At 72.2% G+C, this 16438-nt stretch carries 14 protein-coding genes, 1 tRNA gene and 1 pseudogene; 5 read left to right on the top strand and 11 right to left on the bottom strand.

Annotation, left to right across the window (positions count from 1 at the left end):
- Positions 1 to 72: 72 nt before the first annotated feature.
- Positions 73 to 1026, top strand: a complete 954-nt coding sequence (locus tag IE182_RS00080; protein WP_190107487.1) for an endonuclease/exonuclease/phosphatase family protein — start codon at positions 73 to 75, stop codon at positions 1024 to 1026.
- A gap of 70 nt (positions 1027 to 1096) precedes the next feature.
- Here the strand turns inward: IE182_RS00080 and IE182_RS00075 are convergent.
- Positions 1097 to 1173: transfer RNA gene (locus tag IE182_RS00075), tRNA-Pro, on the bottom strand.
- Between the two features lie 159 nt (positions 1174 to 1332).
- Positions 1333 to 1680 (bottom strand): MmcQ/YjbR family DNA-binding protein, encoded by a 348-nt coding sequence (locus IE182_RS00070; protein ID WP_190107486.1) that lies wholly within the window; start codon positions 1678 to 1680, stop codon positions 1333 to 1335.
- A gap of 206 nt (positions 1681 to 1886) precedes the next feature.
- On the opposite strand from IE182_RS00070, the gene IE182_RS00065 reads away from it, so the two are divergent.
- Entirely contained in the window at positions 1887 to 5153 is a 3267-nt protein-coding gene (locus IE182_RS00065) for an amidohydrolase family protein (protein WP_190107919.1), read from the top strand.
- Between the two features lie 78 nt (positions 5154 to 5231).
- On the opposite strand, the gene IE182_RS00060 is transcribed toward IE182_RS00065, so the two are convergent.
- Complete coding sequence (locus IE182_RS00060; protein WP_229844474.1) at positions 5232 to 6119, bottom strand: chitosanase; 888 nt, start codon at positions 6117 to 6119, stop codon at positions 5232 to 5234.
- A 146-nt stretch (positions 6120 to 6265) separates the two neighbouring features.
- Complete coding sequence (locus IE182_RS00055; RefSeq protein WP_190107485.1) at positions 6266 to 7474, bottom strand: MBL fold metallo-hydrolase; 1209 nt, start codon at positions 7472 to 7474, stop codon at positions 6266 to 6268.
- 300 nt (positions 7475 to 7774) lie between these two features.
- Here IE182_RS00055 and IE182_RS00050 point away from each other — a divergent pair, with 300 nt between their 5' ends.
- The gene (locus tag IE182_RS00050; RefSeq protein WP_190107484.1) at positions 7775 to 8335 is read left to right on the top strand and encodes a carboxymuconolactone decarboxylase family protein; all 561 of its coding nucleotides are present in this window, start codon (positions 7775 to 7777) and stop codon (positions 8333 to 8335) included.
- 16 nt (positions 8336 to 8351) lie between these two features.
- On the opposite strand, the gene IE182_RS00045 is transcribed toward IE182_RS00050, so the two are convergent.
- From IE182_RS00045 to IE182_RS00035, 3 genes are all read right to left on the bottom strand, one after another.
- A complete protein-coding gene (locus tag IE182_RS00045; RefSeq protein ID WP_229844518.1) occupies positions 8352 to 9125 on the bottom strand; it encodes an SAM-dependent methyltransferase in 774 nt (257 codons plus the stop codon).
- A gap of 153 nt (positions 9126 to 9278) precedes the next feature.
- Positions 9279 to 9542, bottom strand: a complete 264-nt coding sequence (locus IE182_RS00040; protein ID WP_190107483.1) for a DUF397 domain-containing protein — start codon at positions 9540 to 9542, stop codon at positions 9279 to 9281.
- A 3-nt stretch (positions 9543 to 9545) separates the two neighbouring features.
- Positions 9546 to 10412: a Sco1979 family transcriptional regulator gene (locus IE182_RS00035; RefSeq protein ID WP_190107482.1), complete on the bottom strand. Its 867-nt coding sequence runs from the start codon at positions 10410 to 10412 to the stop codon at positions 9546 to 9548.
- 109 nt (positions 10413 to 10521) lie between these two features.
- Here IE182_RS00035 and IE182_RS00030 point away from each other — a divergent pair, with 109 nt between their 5' ends.
- Positions 10522 to 11007 (top strand): ATP-binding protein, encoded by a 486-nt coding sequence (locus IE182_RS00030; protein WP_190107481.1) that lies wholly within the window; start codon positions 10522 to 10524, stop codon positions 11005 to 11007.
- A gap of 72 nt (positions 11008 to 11079) precedes the next feature.
- Here IE182_RS00030 and IE182_RS00025 read toward each other — a convergent pair whose 3' ends face one another.
- Positions 11080 to 11871, bottom strand: coding sequence for an SGNH/GDSL hydrolase family protein (locus IE182_RS00025; protein WP_190107480.1), 792 nt, complete (start codon positions 11869 to 11871; stop codon positions 11080 to 11082).
- Positions 11872 to 12013: 142 nt separating this feature from the next.
- On the opposite strand from IE182_RS00025, the gene IE182_RS00020 reads away from it, so the two are divergent.
- Complete coding sequence (locus tag IE182_RS00020) at positions 12014 to 12820, top strand: tyrosine-protein phosphatase (protein WP_229844473.1); 807 nt, start codon at positions 12014 to 12016, stop codon at positions 12818 to 12820.
- 30 nt (positions 12821 to 12850) lie between these two features.
- Here IE182_RS00020 and IE182_RS00015 read toward each other — a convergent pair whose 3' ends face one another.
- From IE182_RS00015 to IE182_RS00005, 3 genes and pseudogenes are all read right to left on the bottom strand, one after another.
- Complete coding sequence (locus IE182_RS00015) at positions 12851 to 14248, bottom strand: aspartate aminotransferase family protein (RefSeq protein WP_190107479.1); 1398 nt, start codon at positions 14246 to 14248, stop codon at positions 12851 to 12853.
- Complete coding sequence (gene dxs / locus IE182_RS00010; protein ID WP_190107478.1) at positions 14245 to 16185, bottom strand: 1-deoxy-D-xylulose-5-phosphate synthase; 1941 nt, start codon at positions 16183 to 16185, stop codon at positions 14245 to 14247. The genes IE182_RS00015 and dxs overlap by 4 nt, the downstream gene beginning before the upstream one ends.
- A 59-nt stretch (positions 16186 to 16244) precedes the next feature.
- Positions 16245 to 16438: pseudogene (locus tag IE182_RS00005) on the bottom strand (flavodoxin-dependent (E)-4-hydroxy-3-methylbut-2-enyl-diphosphate synthase); the annotation flags it as partial.

The raw sequence follows: 16438 nt of genomic DNA, 5'->3' as shown, positions 1-16438 counted from the left end.
ACGGGCGGTCCGGTCACCGTCTCTTGAGACTGGCAGGGAGAGCACGCTGACCTGCGACCTCGGGGAGCCGGTATGACGATCATCGGTACATGGAACGTGGAGAACCTGTTCCGGGTCGGTGAGCCGTCCGGCCCGGAGACCGAGGAGGAGTACGAGGCAAAGCTCAAGGGGCTGGCCGGCACGATCAACCGGCTCGGTCCGGACGTTCTGGGGATTCAGGAGGTCGGCAATCCGGACGCTCTCGCGGACCTCGTCAGCCGACTGGACGGGGAATGGCACACCGCCCTGTCCGAGCACCCGGACGTCCGCGGTATTCGCGTCGGCTTCATCAGCCGTCTTCCGCTGACCAAGGTGAAGGACGCGACGGCATTCCCTGAGCGTCTTCGGCCGGTGCAGATCGAGGACGACGGAACGTCCGCGGATTCCGCAGGCCGTGGTGTGCTCGCGGTGCGTGTGGAACCCTCCGCCGGACACACCCTTGCGCTGGCGGTGTGCCATCTCAAGTCGAAGCTCCTGACGTTTCCCCCTCCGCCTCCGCAGCGGCATGTTCCCCATGACGAGGGGGAACGCGCGCGCTACAACGCCTACGCGCTCTTCCGTCGTGGGGCCGAGGCCGTCGCCCTGCGCGCTCTGACCGACGAGCTCCTCGCCGGTGACGGCCGTCAGCACGATGTCGCCGTTCTGGGCGATTTCAACGATGGACCCACCGCAGCCACCACACAGATCCTCTGCGGCCCGCCCGGTTCTCAGATCGGGACCGCCGGGTTCGATCATCCGGACAACGGTGACGCGAAGCGGCTGTGGAACCTGGCGCCGCTGATCGGGAAGCAGCCCTTCTCCCGCATCTTCGAGGGCCAGCACGAGTTGATCGACCACATTCTGGTCAGCCGCTCGTTGCTGTCCCGCGTCGAGGAAGCCTTCGTGGGGGCACTGGATCCCTTGCCCGACGTCAACGAGCAGCCGGCTGAACGGCGGGGCAAGCCGGTTTCCGACCACGCACCGGTCATCGCCCGGCTCACGTACTGATCCCGCGGCGGGTACGACGAAGACCCTGTCTCCAATGCTGGATACAGGGCCTCCGACCTGCGAAAATCGCTGGTCGGGACGGCGGGATTTGAACCCACGACCCCTTGACCCCCAGTCAAGTGCGCTACCAAACTGCGCCACGTCCCGGTGCTTGTCCGGCCCGGACTTTCGCCCTTGCCGACCGCGCACGAGAACAATACCGCACTTCGTGAGGTGGTCGCGCACGGCTTTCGGGGGCGGGAAGGGGCGGGAGGCGGCGGGAGAGCCCCCGGGAGGGTCGTCGCGCACGGCGAGGGCGTCGTCACCTCACGTCAGGTCGGGGTGGGCTTCCGTCAGCGTGCGGGGGGCCGTCTGGCGCCAGGAGTCTTCGAGGATGACGCGGAGCTCTGCGGTGTCCTCGACGGCCGTCAGGCGGACGCGCAGCCACGCGTAGCGGTCGTCGTGACCCGTTCGGATGAAGAATTTGCGCGGCTCCGAGGCGATCAGCCCGGCCCTGTCCTGCTGCGGGCACTTCACGCCCATGGAGGCGTCGTCGTCCGCGAGGGACGCGAAGATCTTGCCGCCCACCCGGAACGTGGGCATGCCCCACGCGAGCTTCTCCGATGTCTCCGGCAGGGAGAGGGCGATGGTGCGAACGTCCTCGGCAGTGACCATGGCTGCGCTCCGTTCCCGTCTCACCCGGCGCGTCCGGGGTGGCGCCGGATACCGACGACCCTAGCGCCCGGCACTGACAATGCCCGCTTTCTCAGGCTTGGTGCGGTGTTGACCTGCGACCTGTACGGCATGCAACCATCGCCCTTTGGATTTTAGCTGCCAACTCACCCAACTCCCTTGACACAGGAGGACAGTTGAACACCAGCATGTCGCGTAGAGGATTTCTGCGGACGGCAGCCGGGACGGCCGCCGCAGCCGGGGCCGCGGCCGGTACGGTCGCCGCTCTGCCGCTGGATGCGGCGGCCTCGGCGCGTACCGCCCGCACCGTCCTCTCCTTCTCCGCGGCCACCAACGGGGCGGCCTCCCTCTCGCCTTCCGGCGAGCAGTTGATCGCCGAGGTGCAGAACGTCCTGTGGTCCGTTCCCCGCAAGGGAGGGGAGGCCGTCGCGATCACTCCGGCGGATCTTGAGCCAACCCGTCCCGTCCACTCCCCCGACGGGAGGTCGCTGGCCGTCTGCGCCTACCGGGGCGGCGGCTTCCATGTGTGGACGCTGCGCACCGACGGGTCGGAGCTGCGGCAGCTGACGGACGGGCCCTGGGACGACCGGGGGCCTGCGTGGTCGCCGGACGGGAAGCGCATCGCCTTCGCCTCCGAGCGCGGCGGCGACCCGGTGGCGGGCAGCCCGTACCGCGTGTGGGTGGTGGACGTGCGGACCGGTGCGCTGACGCAGGTCACCGGGCTGGCCGGGCAGGAGGGCCCGGGGCAGGACGGGGCGTGGGAGGACTTCGACCCCGTCTGGTCGCCCGACGGCAAGCGGCTGCTGTTCGTGCGGGGCCGTGTCGTGGCCGGGGCACTGGAGGCCCGGACCGTCGCCTCCGTGCCCGCCGACGGGCAGGGGCCGGTGCGGGCCGAGCACACCGAGACGGTCGCCGCCCAGGTCATGACGCCCGCCGTCGCGCCGAACGGGCGACTGGCCTATCTCCGGACGACGCCCGCGCCCGCCGCCTCCTGCACCCTGGTCGTCGACGGGGCGGCGGTGCCCGTGGACGGGGACGTGGAGCCGGTGCCCCCGCGGTGGGTGGGGCGGGACGAGCTGCTGCTGACGGTGAGCGGCCAGTTCCGTATCGTCCGGCCGGGAGCCGCCGCGGCCGGCGTGACGCCCCCGGCCGCCGACTCCCTCCCCCACCCCTCCGCGGCCCCCGCGCCCACTCCGCCCGCCACGGCCGGCGGTGTGGCGTCGGTCACCCTCCCCTTCTCGGCGAAGCTGCCGGTGGAGCGGCCGCGCTACGACGTCAAGCGGTACGACGTCGCCACGGGGGGCGGCGTACGCCGTGTCCGGGCGCTGCACCTGCCCGCGCTGTCGCCCGACGGGCGCCGGGTGGCCTTCGCCGCGCTCAACTCCCTGTGGGTCGCGGACGTCTCCGGCGGCCGCGCGCCGCGGCAGGTGGTGAAGGCCGATCCCACCCGCTACCTCCTGGGCCCGTCCTGGACGCGGGACGGCCGGGCGCTGCTCTACGCCGACGACCGCGACGGGCTGTTCGCCGTCCGCCGCCGGGACCTGGCCTCGGGCGAGGAGAGCGTGCTGGCCACCGGCGGGCGCGTGCAGCCGGCGCTGTCGCCCGACGGCACGCGGCTCGCCTGTCTGGACCTGTCCGGGAACCTCGTCGTGCGCGATCTCGCGGCCGGCACCGAGCGGGTGCTGGCGGCTCCGCTGGGGGCCGGCGGGCTGCCGGGCAGACCGAGCTGGTCGCCCGACGGGCGCTACGTCGCCTTCTGCGACCGCAACCGCCTCAACCAGCGCTTCCGCGAGGGATACAACCTCATCCGGGTCGTCGACACGGCCGACGGCACCGCCCGTCTGCACGCGATCGCCCCGCACGCCTCCGTCTCCGACCGCTACGACTCCGGCCCGGTCTGGTCGCCCGACGGCCGCACCATGGCCGTGATCAGCGAGTCGGCGCTGTGGCTGGTGCCCGTACGGGCCGACGGAACGCCCGACGGCGCGCCGCGCCGGCTGACGGACGAGGCCGCCGACCACCCCTCCTGGTCCGCCGACGGGCGCTCGCTGCTGTATCTGTCCGCCGGCCGGCTGCGGCTGCTGGACACCGTGGACGGCGGCACGCGCACGGTCCCCGTCGCCCTGGACCACCGGCGCCCGGCCCCCGTCGACACGGTCGTGCACGCCGGCCGGTTCTGGGACGGCACGGGCACGGCGGTGCGCGAGGACGTCGACCTGGTGGTGCGGGACGGCCGCATCGCCGCCGTCGAGGCGCACCGCGCGCGCCGGAACGCCCAGCGCACGGTCGACGCGTCGCGGCAGACAGTGATCCCCGGCCTGTGGGACGCCCACACCCACCCCTGGCAGTACACCTACGGCGGCCGGCAGGCCGCCCTCCAGCTGGCGTACGGGATCACCACAGCCGTCTCCTTCGGCGGGTTCGCCTACGAGCAGGCCCGTATCCGGGAGGCCGTGGCGGCGGGCGAGCTGGCCGGGCCTCGGCTGCTGACCAGCGGGGAGCTGCTGGACGGCCCGCGGGTCGCGTACAGCATGGGCCGGGCGCACCGGACGCGGGAGGGGCTGCGCCGGTCGCTGTCCCGGGCGGAGGCGCTGGACTGGGACTTCGTCAAGACGTACGTCCGCGCTCCCGGCTGGGTGATGGAGGAGGCCGCCCGCTTCGCGCACGAGCGGCTCGGGGTGCGCACGGGCAGTCACCTGTGCTCGCCCGGCGTGCAGCTGGGCCAGGACCTGACGACGCATCTGCAGGCGACGCAGCGGCTGGAGTTCGGGCACGCGACGTCGGCGACGGGGCGGTCCTACCAGGACGTGGCGGAGATCTACACCGCCACCGACTTCCGGCTGATCGCCACGATCTTCACGTCGGTGCCGTTGCTGGGGTCGGACCCGGCGCTGGCCGAGGACCCCCGGGTGACCGCGCTGATGCCGCCGTGGGATGTGACGCTCGTGCAGCAGACGGCGGCGAAGGCGCCCACTGCCGACCAGCTGACGGCGCTGGGCCGCGAGATGGAGGTCTACCGGCGGGTGCTGTCGGGGGGCGGCGTCGTCGCGCTCGGCACGGACGCCCCGCTGGTGCCCGTCGGCCTCTCCCTGCACCTGGGGCTGCGGGCCCTGCACGAGCACGGGCTGTCGGCCGCGCAGGCGTTGCGCACCGCGACCGTGCTGCCCGCGCGGGCCTTCGGTGCGGAGCGGGACCTGGGGACGCTGGAGCCGGGCAAGCTCGCCGACGCCACGGTCATCGACGGGGACCCGTTCACCGACTTCTCCACGCTCGTGCGGACGACGGCGGTGCTGCGCGGCGGCGTCGAGTACCGGCAGAGCGAGCTGGTGGGGGCTTACGAGCGGGCCGGCGCCCCGGCGATGCGCCACGGCCGCCCGCACGGGGACTGGCTGGACGTCGGGCGGCAGCTGCGCCGCGACTCGTGCTGCGACATGGAGCACGGCCCGGGCCACTGACGGCCGGGCTCCGGACGGCCGGCCGCCCGCGCACTGCCCCGAGGCCGGTGCGCGGGCGGTCGTCCCGGTGGGCCGGTCCTATTCCTTGATCTCGAACGCCTCGCCGTAGACCTTCCACTTCAGCGGCGGCTTGAAGGCGAAGTTGCCGTTGTACAGGAACACGCGCTGCGCGGTGTCGACGCGGCTGGTGTCCTCGTGGGCCTTCTCGCTCTGCATGGCCTTCTTGCGGGCGTCGAGGAAGGCGTTGAGGTAGGTCTTCTCGTCGCCGCCCTCGGCCGGGGGCTTGGCCTTGGACAGGGCGGTCTTGCGGATGCCGCCGAAGCTGTACTTGTCGTTGCCGCCGCCGTGCATGACGATCGCGTCGTAGTAGACGAACTGGCCCAGCGCGCGCAGGCCGTCGCTCTTCGCCTGCTTGACAGCGGGGTTGAAGTACACCCGGTCGCGCTCCGACTCCTGGGCGTCCTGGAACGCCTTGTCCTGGGCGGCCTTGCGCCAGGCGTCCTCGAAGGACTTGCCGAGGCCGTCGTGCGAGTCGCTGCCGTTGACCTTGCGCAGGGCGGGGAGGTACGTGGCGAGCGGGTTGCCCGGCTTCTTCTTGGTGTAGAGCTCGACGAGGTCGAGCATGTCGCCGGTGCCGGAACAGAAGCCGATGATGCCGGCGGTGTAGCCGCGGCCGTCGCCTATGTCCTCGATGTACTTGAACTGGCCGCGCCAGTCGAGCGAGGAGTTCTCCGCGCTCGACACCACGCGCATGGCGATGTCCTTCGTGCGGGGGTCGTCCAGGCCGGCCGCGGAGGTGCCGACGGCGTACGCGGCGTCCGCCCGGGCCTGCGCCACCGGCGCCGCCTGGCCGATGCCGCCCAGGACGAGGGTGGCGGGCAGGGACAGGGCCGCACCGAGGAGGACGGCCCGAGTGACCCCTCTCCGCAGGGGCGTCTTCATCTGGTGCGAGGTGCGCGCGGGCATGCAGAACTCCGTTCCCGATCGTTCCGGCAATGCGTTAGGAAGCTTTCCTAACCGTCGTCAGGCATTGAAGCCGCCGTTCCCGCGCATGACAAGGGGGACACGCACATGTGTACGGAAAAAGCCCACCCCGGGTGCCAACCCCGGTGCTAGGCGCGGACGGTGGCCCCGACGGCCGCGGTCTCGACGGCGCCGGCGGCCCGGCCGGCCGGCGACGTTCCTGTTTCCACCGCCGTCCGGCCGCCCTCCGGGCGGGCCGCGACCTGGCGCCACCAGGGGTCGAGCGGCAGCCCGGCGACCGGCTCGAAGGGCTGCCCCGGCCGGGGCACGGCGATCCTTGCGCCGGTGCGCCGGGCCGCGGAGAGGGTGCCCTCGGCGGGCTCCTCCCAGGGGTGCGGGGCCAGGGTGAACGTGCCCCAGTGGATGGGCATCATGAGACCCGACGAGGCGTCGCCCTGGAGGTCGGCGTGGGCCCGCATGCCCTCCTCGGGCGTCATGTGGATGTCGGGCCAGAACTCTTCGCTGTAGGCACCGACTTGCACCATGGTCACGTCGAACGGCCCGTACTGCGCACCGATGGCGGCGAAGCCGGGGAAGTAGCCGGTGTCGCCGCTGTGGAAGATGCGGTGGCCGGGACCGGCGACCACCCAGGAGGCCCACAGGGTGTGCTGGGTGTTGCGCAGGCCGCGCCCGCAGAAGTGCCGGGCGGGGGTGGCGGTCAGGGTGAGGCCCGCGACGTGGGTCTGCTCGTGCCAGTCGAGCTCGGTGATGCGGTCCGCCGGCACGCCCCAGTGCTCCAGGTGGGCACCGACGCCGAGGGGCACGACGAAGGCCGTCCCGCGCCGGGCCAGGGCCCGGACCGTCGGCATGTCCAGGTGGTCGTAGTGGTCGTGGGAGATCACCACCGCGTCGATGCGGCCGGTTTCGGCCAGCGGCACCGGCACCGGGTGCAGCCGCCGGGGGCCCGCGAAGGCGAAGGGCGAGCAGCGCTCGGACCACACCGGGTCGAACAGCACCCGGGCGCCGTCGATCTCGGCCAGCACGCTGGAGTGGCCCATCCAGGTGAGGCGCAGCCCCGAGGCGGCGGGGACGGCCAGGTCGGCGACGGTGGTGGGGTGGACGGGCACGGCGTGCGCGGGTGCTCTGCGCAGGCGCTCCTCCCTGCGGAAGTACGTCGGCAGGTACGTCAGCAGGGAACCGGACGGCGCGTGCCGCTCGCCCTCGGGGTTGACGAACACGCCGTCGGCGAAGTTCGGCGACCGCCTGATGCGCGCCATCCGCTCCCCCGCCGGGTCCGCGCCGAACGCGGCCGGGCGCAGCGAGTCCAGGGGTGAGCTCTTCGGGCGGAAGCCGGGCACGGCGCCTCCTGGGCGGTGGGGGGCGCCCCCACCGCCGGTCGGGCCGTGGGGGAGGGTCAGCAGGTCACCGTCATTATCCGGCCACACGCGTCACACGCTGCTCACCCTCAGCGTGATGTTCAACCGTCCCTTCAGCCCCAGGACCGGAGGTGCGGCGCCCGGACGGCCGCCACCGCTTGCCCAGAGACAGTCTCCGGCCTGCGGTTTCACAAGGGATCCCGGGAGGATGTCACATTTCCGGCCGCGCCGTCCGTCCTCCTGTCGACAGCAACCACACCGTTCCTGACGGAGGCACCGGCCATGGCTCGCATCTCTCTCGACCCGCCCCGCACCCTGCTGACCCGTCTCACCTCCTGGTACAGCAAGCGCGCCTACGGCAAGGTCATCGACCCGCTGCTGGCGCTGGCGCACAACCGCAGGGTGCTGATGACCGACTCCCGGTTCGAGATGTCGCTGGCCCGCTGGAACAGGCTCGAACCGGGCCTGAAGAACCTGGCCGAACTGGCGTCCGCGGCGGCCATCGGCTGCTCGTGGTGCATGGACTTCGGCTACTGGGCCAGCCGCCGGCACGGCACGCCCCACGAGAAGCTGCAGGACGTGCCGCGCTGGCGGGAGAGCGACGTCTACACCCCGCTGGAGCGGGACGTCATGGAGTACGCCGAGGCGATGACCGCGACCCCGCCCACCGTCGACGACGAGCTGGCGGACCGGCTGCGCGGCCGCCTGGGCGAGGCGGCGTTCGTCGAGCTGACCGCGATGGTGGCGGTGGAGAACTTCCGCTCGCGCATCAACGCGGCGCTCGGCCTGAGCAGCCAGGGGTTCAAGGACACCTGTGACGTCCCCGTCCGCCCGGCCGGCTGAGGCCGGTCCGCGGCCGTCAGCCCTTGCGGCCCACGCCTCCGTAGAAGACGGTGTTGTTGAGCTCCTCGGCGCCGGGCACCGGCCCGTCCGGGCGCCACAGCGGCACCCGGACCAGCCCGGGGTCGAGCAGCTCGAAGGGGCCGAAGAGCGGCTCGACGGCCGCGCGCCCGCGGAGGTTGAGGGCGGCGGTGGCGTTCTTGTAGACGTCGACCACCCCCTCCTTGGCCACGTGGTCGATGCGGCCGCCGGCGTACTCCTCGTACGGCTCCTCGGTGGCGTGCGACAGGACGAGCAGGCTGCCGGCGGGCAGGGCGTCGCCGAGGGTGGCGATGATGCCGGCCGGGTCCTCCTCGTCCTTGACGAAGTGCATGACGGCGACGAGCAGCAGGGCCACCGGCTCGTCGAAGTCGATGAGCTCGCGCACCACGGGGTGGCCCAGGACCGTCCGCGGCTCCCGGACGTCCGCGAGGGCGAAGCCCGCGCCGCCCGCGTGGGTCAGCTTCGCCCCGGCGTGGGTGGCCACGATCGGGTCGTTGTCGACGTAGGCGACCCGGACGTCCGGGGCGATCTCCCGTGCCACCTCGTGGGTGTTGGGCGAGGTGGGTATGCCGGTGCCGATGTCGAGGATCTGCCGGACGCCGCCGCGCACGGCCTCCCGCACGGCCCGCCGCAGGAAGGCGCGGTTGGCGCGGGCGGAGAGCCGGACCTGCGGGTGGACGGCGATGACGCGCTCGGCGGCGGCGCGGTCGACCTCGTAGTTGTCCCAGCCGTCGAGGTAGTAGTCGTACATGCGGGCCGGGTGCGGCCTGCTGGTGTCGATCTCCTCGGCGGTGAAGCCCTGCCCGCCCACGCCCTGCCCGTCCACGCCTTGCTCGATCACGCCCTGTTCCCTTCGGTACGCATGCGGCTGTCGCCGGTCGGTCGGTCCTCGCGCGTCCGGCGCCTATTCGGCGCTCACGCTCGGCCCCGCCAGCAGGAAGTCGGCCTCGCCGGCCTTGGCGCCCCGGATGAAGGTCTCCATCTCGTGACGCGTGTAGATCAGTGCCGGACCCCCGGGGTCGGTGGACTGTCTCAGGGCCACCCGGCCGTCCACGAGCCGCAGCACCTCGACGCAGCTGCCGCCGTTGCCACCGCTCCACGGCTTGCTCCACCCCTCGGTGCCGAGGTCGGTGGCGGGCATGCCGTTGTAGATGTGGTCCCGATCCATGGTTCAGATCTCCTTACGAATGCCACCCAGGATGGCCTTGGTGGTGTGTGCCGGCGCGGCCTGCGCGCACATGCGGTCCAGGGCCTCCAGGAAGGCCGAGACGTCGTCGCGCTGGTCGAAGTACGAGGCTCCGACGAGGTTTTCGGCGTACGCGATGTCCGGCAGCTCCTGGAGGGGGAACCGGAAGATGTGGAAGGGGCCGTACATCGCCGGGTGGGGCCCGGCGGCGAACGGCATGAACTGCAGTCGCACGTTGGGCAGGTCGGTGGCCTCGACGAGCCGGTCGACCTGGGCGCGCATCACGTCCGGCCCGCCGATGGGCCGGCGCAGCACGGTCTCGTCCATCACGACCCACAGCAGCGGCGCGCTGTCCCGGGTGAGCAGGCCCTGGCGCTGCCGGCGGACGGCGACGGCGCGCTCGACGTCGGCCTCGCGGGCGTGCGGCATCCCGGCGCGCAGGACGGCGCGGGTGTAGTCCTCGGTCTGCAACAGGCCGGGGACGTAGTGCGGTTCGTAGGCGCGGATGAGGTTGGCCTCTCCCTCCAGGCTCACGAACGCGCTGAACCACTCCGGCAGGACGTCGCGGAAGCGGTGCCACCAGCCGGGGCGGTTGGCCTCGCGGGTGAGGGTGAGGAAGCCCTCGACCTCCTCGGGGTCGAGCACGCCGTAGACGTGGAGGAGCTTCTCCACGTACGGGATCTTCAGGCCGACCTCGGCCTTCTCCATGCGGCGGACGGTGGCGTGCGTGACGTCCAGCGCCTGGCCGGCCTCCTCGTAGGACAGCCCGGCCCTCTCCCTGAGGTCCTGCAGGCGCTTGCCGAGCACGACCCTCAGGACCGTAGGGGCGCCCGTCGGCCGCGAGTCCGCCACTGTCCACCCCCTCCAACTGCCGTCATATGCCAGCAGTGTGCCACGCAGTCCGTCCACCGAACAGACTGTCCGTGCGGTTCTGTAATTTGCAGATTGAACCTTGCCACAGATGAGCTCTATCGCACATAGTTGCGGAGTGCTCCCCTCCCATGACGCACCCTCGCTCGGGTTCCGCGGTGGCTTCCTCGCCGGTCGCCTGCAGGACGCCTTTCACTTCCCGGCCCTCAACACCTCGGTGTCAGAGGCCCGAAAACGAGTCCTCGCACGGCTGCGGGAGTGGGGCATCGACGAAGTGGCCTGCGACGACGCACAGTTGGTCGTGTCGGAGCTGTTCACCAACGCCGTGCGGCACACGGACAGCGACAAGGTCAGCTGTCAGCTGCGGATCAACGCGGTGGCGCTGCGCATAGAGGTCGCCGACCAGGGGCACGCGCCGACGGAGCCGAGGGCGCGGTGCAGCGGGGCGGACGAGGAGAGCGGGCGCGGACTGCTGCTGGTCGGGGCCCTGTCCCAGGCGTGGGGGGTCCGGCCCGACGACACCGGCCGGGGCCGTGTCGTCTGGGCCGACCTGCCGCACGGGCGGCTCCCCCACTGAAGCGAACCTGCCGAACGGGTCCGCTGAAACGAATCTGCCGAATCGGACCGGACGCGCCGGTCGAACCCGCGGTTACAGCGGCAGCAGATCCGGCCGCTTGGGCTCGACGTTGTCGCCCGAGGACTCGCCGCGCAGCCGGCGGCCGATCCACGGCACCAGGTGCTCGCGCGCCCAGTGGATGTTGTCGCGACGCACCTCGGCGGGCGAGCGCTGGCCCTCGTCCGGCCACTCCTGGTCGGGGTCGGCGGGGACCTCCAGGCCCAGGACCTGGGCGGCGCGCAGCGCCACGCGGGTGTGCCCGTCCGCCGAGAGGTGGAGCCGGTCCTCGTCCCAGGCCCGCCGGTCCTGCACCGAGCGCAGCGACCACAGGTCGAGCACCGGGCAGCCGTGGCGGTCGGCGATGGAACGGACGTGGGCGGTGTAGGTCGCGATCTTGCCCCGCAGGTGACGCAGGACCGGCACGCCGCGGGTGTCGAATCCGGTGCACAGCAGCACCGTGCCGACGGATTCCCCCAGCCGGACCACGGCCGCTTCGTAGCGCTCCGCCACGTCGTCCGGGTCGCTGCCCGGCCGCAGGATGTCGTTGCCACCCGCGCAGAAGGTGACGAGATCCGGCCCGAGCTCGATGGCCCGGGGCACCTGCTCCTCGACGATCTGGTCCAGGAGGCGTCCCCGGACGGCGAGGTTGGCGTACGTGAAGGAGTGCTCCGCCTGCTGGTCGGAGAGGAGTACGGCCAGTCGGTCGGCCCACCCGATGAAGGTGCCGTCGGGTCCTGGATCGCCGACGCCCTCGGTGAAGCTGTCCCCGACGGCTGCGTACGACCCGATCGCGCTCTTGCTGAATGTATTCGAATCGTCTGCCACGTCAGTACATCTTTCACCGTCAGGAGTGACCTACGCCACCGTAACCAGGGGTTGACGTGCCGTGATGTATCCCACCCCGGCAAACTCACGTCAGCCGGAATACGATCGGCACCGGCATCCGGCCGAGACCCGAGGAGCGCCCGTGACCCAGACGCCGCACGTCCCGCAGGCCGAACCCGAGCTGGCGGGGGTACGCAACTTCCGTGATCTGGGCGGCCTGCCGGCCGCCGACGGGCGACGCGTACGGCCCGGCGTCCTCTTCCGCAGCGGTCACCTCGCCCATGCGACCGAGGCGGACGCCGCCTTCCTCGACACGCTCGGCCTGCACACCGTCTTCGACTTCCGCAACGCCGCCGACATCGCCCTGGAGGGGCCGGACGTCACCCTCACCGGGGTGCGGAACGTGAACATCCCGCTCTCGGACCCGGCGGACGGCAGCGAGTTCTGGCGGATGGTCCGCGACGGCGGCCTGGAGACCCTGCGGTCCGTGCTGGGGCAGGGCCGGGCGGCCGGCCGGATGGCCGAGTCCTACCGCACCATGATCATCACCCGTACCGCCGAGCACAGCCGGGTGCTGCGCGCCCTCGCCGAGGACAGCGTGCCGGCGTTGATGCACTGCGCCGCGGGGAAGGACCGGGCGGGGCTGTCCGTCGCGATCACGCTGATGGCCCTCGGGGTGCCGCGCGGGGCCATCGAGGCGGACTACCTGGAGTCGAACGCGCCCCACCGCCGCTACCGGGTGCGACGGGGCGACGGCACGGACGCGGACGGCTCGCCGGAGGTGAGCGAGCTGCTGTCGCCGCTGTTCGAGGCGCGGGCGGAGTACCTGGCGTCGGCCTTCGCCGCGATCACGGAGACCTGGGGGAGCACCCGGCGGTACCTGACCGAGGGGCTGGGCTTCGGGCCCGGGGAGCAGGAGCGGCTGCAGGGGACGCTGCTCACCGGCTGAGGCCGGTGAGAGCCCCCTTCCTCCCGGCCCTCAGCGTCCGCCCACCACCTGCTTCACCAGCGTGCGGCCGAAGTCCCACATCAGGCCGCCGCCCGCGTGGGCGTCGTCCATGACGGCGCTGAAGGCCGCCACGAAGCGGTCCACTTCGGGCTCGCCGATGATCAGCGGGGGGATCAGCTTGATCACCTCCAGGTGATCGCCCGAGACCTGGGTGAGGATGCGGTGCCTCTGCAGCAGGGGCACCACGACCATCTGCGCGAACAGGCCCTTGCGCGCCGCCTGCAGCATCGTCCAGCGACTGCGCAGGCCCAGCGACTTGGGCCTGCCGAACTCGATGCCGATCATCAGTCCGCGGCCGCGCACCTCGTGCAGCAGCTCGTACCGGTCCACGAGCGCCGCGAGGCGGGAGCGCAGCAGCTCGCCCGTCCGGTGGGCGTTGGCCACGAGCTGCTCGTCCTCCATGACGGAGAGGACCGCCAGACCGGCCGCCATGGCCTGGGCGTTGGAGCCGAAGCTGGCGGAGTGGACGAGGACGCGGTCCATGGAGGAGTAGACCTTCTTGAAGATCCAGTCCTTGCCCAGCGTCGCCCCGACCGGGACGTAGCCGCCGGAGAGCGCCTTGGCCACGCACACGAGGTCCGGCTCGACCCCGCTCTCGTGCTGGTGGGCGAAGAACGCGCCGGTCCGCCCGATGCCGGTCTGCACCTCGTCGGCGATGAGCAGCGCCTTGTGCCGGTGCAGCAGCTCCTGCGCGGCGCGCAGGTATCCGGGGGGTGCCTCGTGGACGCCCTTGCCCTGGATCGGTTCGATCACCAGGGCGGCCACGTCGCCGCGCTCCAGCTCGCGTTCCAGCCGCTCCAGGTCCCCCATTGGGATCGCGGTGTCGGGCAGCAGCGGTGCGAAGCCGTCGCGGAAGCCGTCCTCGCCGTTGACGGAGAGCGAGCCGACGGTGAGCCCGTGGAAGGCGTGCGTGCAAAAGAGCACGCGCGGTCTGCCGGTGGCGTAGCGGGCGAACTTCAGGGCGGTCTCCACGGCTTCGGTGCCGCTGTTGCCGAAGAACACCCGGTCCAGGTGCGGGGTGTGGGCCAGCAGTCTCTCGGCGAGCAGCCCGGGCAGCGGAGGGCAGTCGAAGCGGGTGAGGTCGGCGAGCGAGGCGTCGAGGACGTCGTGCAGCGCCTTGCGGACGACCGGATGGTGGCGGCCCAGGCCCATCACCCCGAAGCCGGCCAGCATGTCGAGGTAGTCCTGGCCCTCGGAGTCCCAGAAGTAGGCGCCCTCGGCCCGCTCGTAGACCTTGTCGAAGCCGATGGTGCGCAGCATGCGCGGCAGTTGGTGGTTGAGGTGCCGGGCGTGCAGGTCGTAGCGTTCGCCGCCGCGCTCGGCCAGCAGCCGGGCCAGGTCGAACCCCTTCGTGGCGTCGGCGGTCATGCGCGCTCGCTCTCCTTCCCCGCCAGGGCGGCCTCCTTGCCGGCTCCTGCGGCGTCCTTGCGGGCCAGGGCCGCGCTGATCCGCCCGGCGATCTCGGCGGGCGTCAGCCCCAGGTCGGCCAGCACCTCGGCCCGCTTGGCGTGGGCCAGGAACTGCTCGGGGATGCCGAAGGTCCGCACGGGCAGGTCGACGCCGGCGTCGCGCAGCGCCTGGGCCACGGCCCAGCCGACGCCGCCGGTGCGGCTGTTGTCCTCGACGACGGCGACCAGGCGGTGCTTCCCGGCGAGGGCGGGCAGCGCCTCGTCGACGGGCTTGACCCAGCGCGGGTCGACCACCGTGCAGGTGGTGCCGCGTGCGTCGAGGAGCTCGGCGGCGTCCAGGGCGACCGGTGCCATGGCCCCGACGGCGACGAGCAGGACGTCCGCCCCGCCGGCCGCGTCCTCGGGGCGGGCCAGGACGTCCATGCCGCCGATGCGGCCGACGGCGGGAATGTTCTCGCCCACGGTCTCCTTCGGGAAGCGCACGACGGTGGGCGCGTCCTTGACCTCGACGGCCTCGCGCAGCTGGGCGCGCAGCTGGCCGGCGTCGCGCGGGGCGGCGATGCGCAGACCGGGGACGACCTGCAGGATCGACATGTCCCACATGCCGTTGTGCGAGGCGCCGTCGGTGCCGGTGACGCCCGCCCGGTCCAGGACGAAGGTGACGCCGCACCGGTGCAGGGCCACGTCCATCAGCACCTGGTCGAAGGCGCGGTTGAGGAAGGTCGCGTAGACCGCGAAGACCGGGTGCAGGCCACCGGTGGCCAGGCCGGCGGCCGAGACGGCGCCGTGCTGCTCGGCGATGCCGACGTCCCAGACCCGGTCGGGGTAGAGCTCGGCGAACTTCGTCAGCCCCACCGGGTCCAGCATCGCGGCGGTGATGGCCACGACGTCCGGCCGCTCGGCTCCGATGCGGACCATCTCGTCGCCGAACACCGAGGTCCAGGACGTCCCGCCGGACGGCGAGAGGGGCTTGCAGGTGAGGGGGTTCATCACCCCGACGGTGTGGAAGCGGTCCGCCTCGTCCTCCAGGGCGGGCTGGTAGCCGCGGCCCTTCTCGGTCCGGCAGTGCACGAGGACGGGCCCGTGGAAGCGCTTGGCGCGGCGCAGCGCCGACTCGACGGCGCCGATGTCGTGCCCGTCTATCGGCCCCAGGTACTTCAGGCCCAGGTCCTCGAACATGCCCTGCGGGGCGAAGGCGTCCTTGAAGCCCTTCTTCGCGCCGTGCAGCGACTCGTAGAGCGGTTTGCCGACGAGCGGCAGGCGCTGGACGGCGTCCTTGCCCCAGGTCAGGGCGCGTTCGTAGCCGTCGGTGGTGCGCAGGGTCGCCAGGTGGTCGGCGAGGCCGCCGATGGTGGGCGCGTAGCTGCGCTCGTTGTCGTTGACGACGATGATCAGCGGGCGGTCCTTGGCGGCGGCGATGTTGTTGAGCGCCTCCCAGGCCATGCCGCCGGTCAGGGCGCCGTCGCCGATGACGGCGACGACGTGGCGGTTCCAGCGCCCGAGCACCTGGTTGGCCTTGGCGAGGCCGTCGGCCCAGCCCAGCACGGTCGAGGCGTGGCTGTTCTCGATGACGTCGTGCTCGGACTCCTCGCGCGAGGGGTAGCCGGACAGGCCGCCCTTGCCGCGCAGCTTGGAGAAGTCCTGACGGCCGGTGAGCAGTTTGTGGACGTAACTCTGGTGGCCGGTGTCCCACAGGATGCGGTCCGCGGGCGAGTCGAAGGCGCGGTGCAGGGCGATGGTCAGCTCCACCACGCCGAGGTTCGGTCCGAGGTGCCCGCCGGTCCTGGCCACCGCATGGACCAGGAAGTGGCGGATCTCCTCGGCGAGTTCGGTCAGCTCCTCGCCGTCCAGTGCCTTCAGGTCGCGCGGACTGCGGATGTTCTCCAGCAACGACATGCCGGCCCCCTCCTCCTTCGTCGGCCCGCCCTTGCGGGCTCGTTGTCGGACTCCGCCGGTCAGAGCACGGTGACGGCGGGCGGCCCGGAGAGGGCGCCTTCCGCCTCCAGCTGCTCGGCGAGCTTCATGGCTTCGTCGATGAGGGTCTCCACGATCTTCGATTCGGGAACGGTGCGGATGACCTCGCCCTTGACGAAGATCTGGCCCTTGCCGTTGCCGGAGGCGACGCCCAGGTCGGCCTCGCGGGCCTCGC

Source organism: Streptomyces cinnamoneus (assembly GCF_014650495.1).
GTDB classification, from domain to species: Bacteria; Actinomycetota; Actinomycetes; order Streptomycetales; family Streptomycetaceae; genus Streptomyces; species Streptomyces cinnamoneus.
This window is presented reverse-complemented; position numbering and strand designations above follow the sequence as displayed.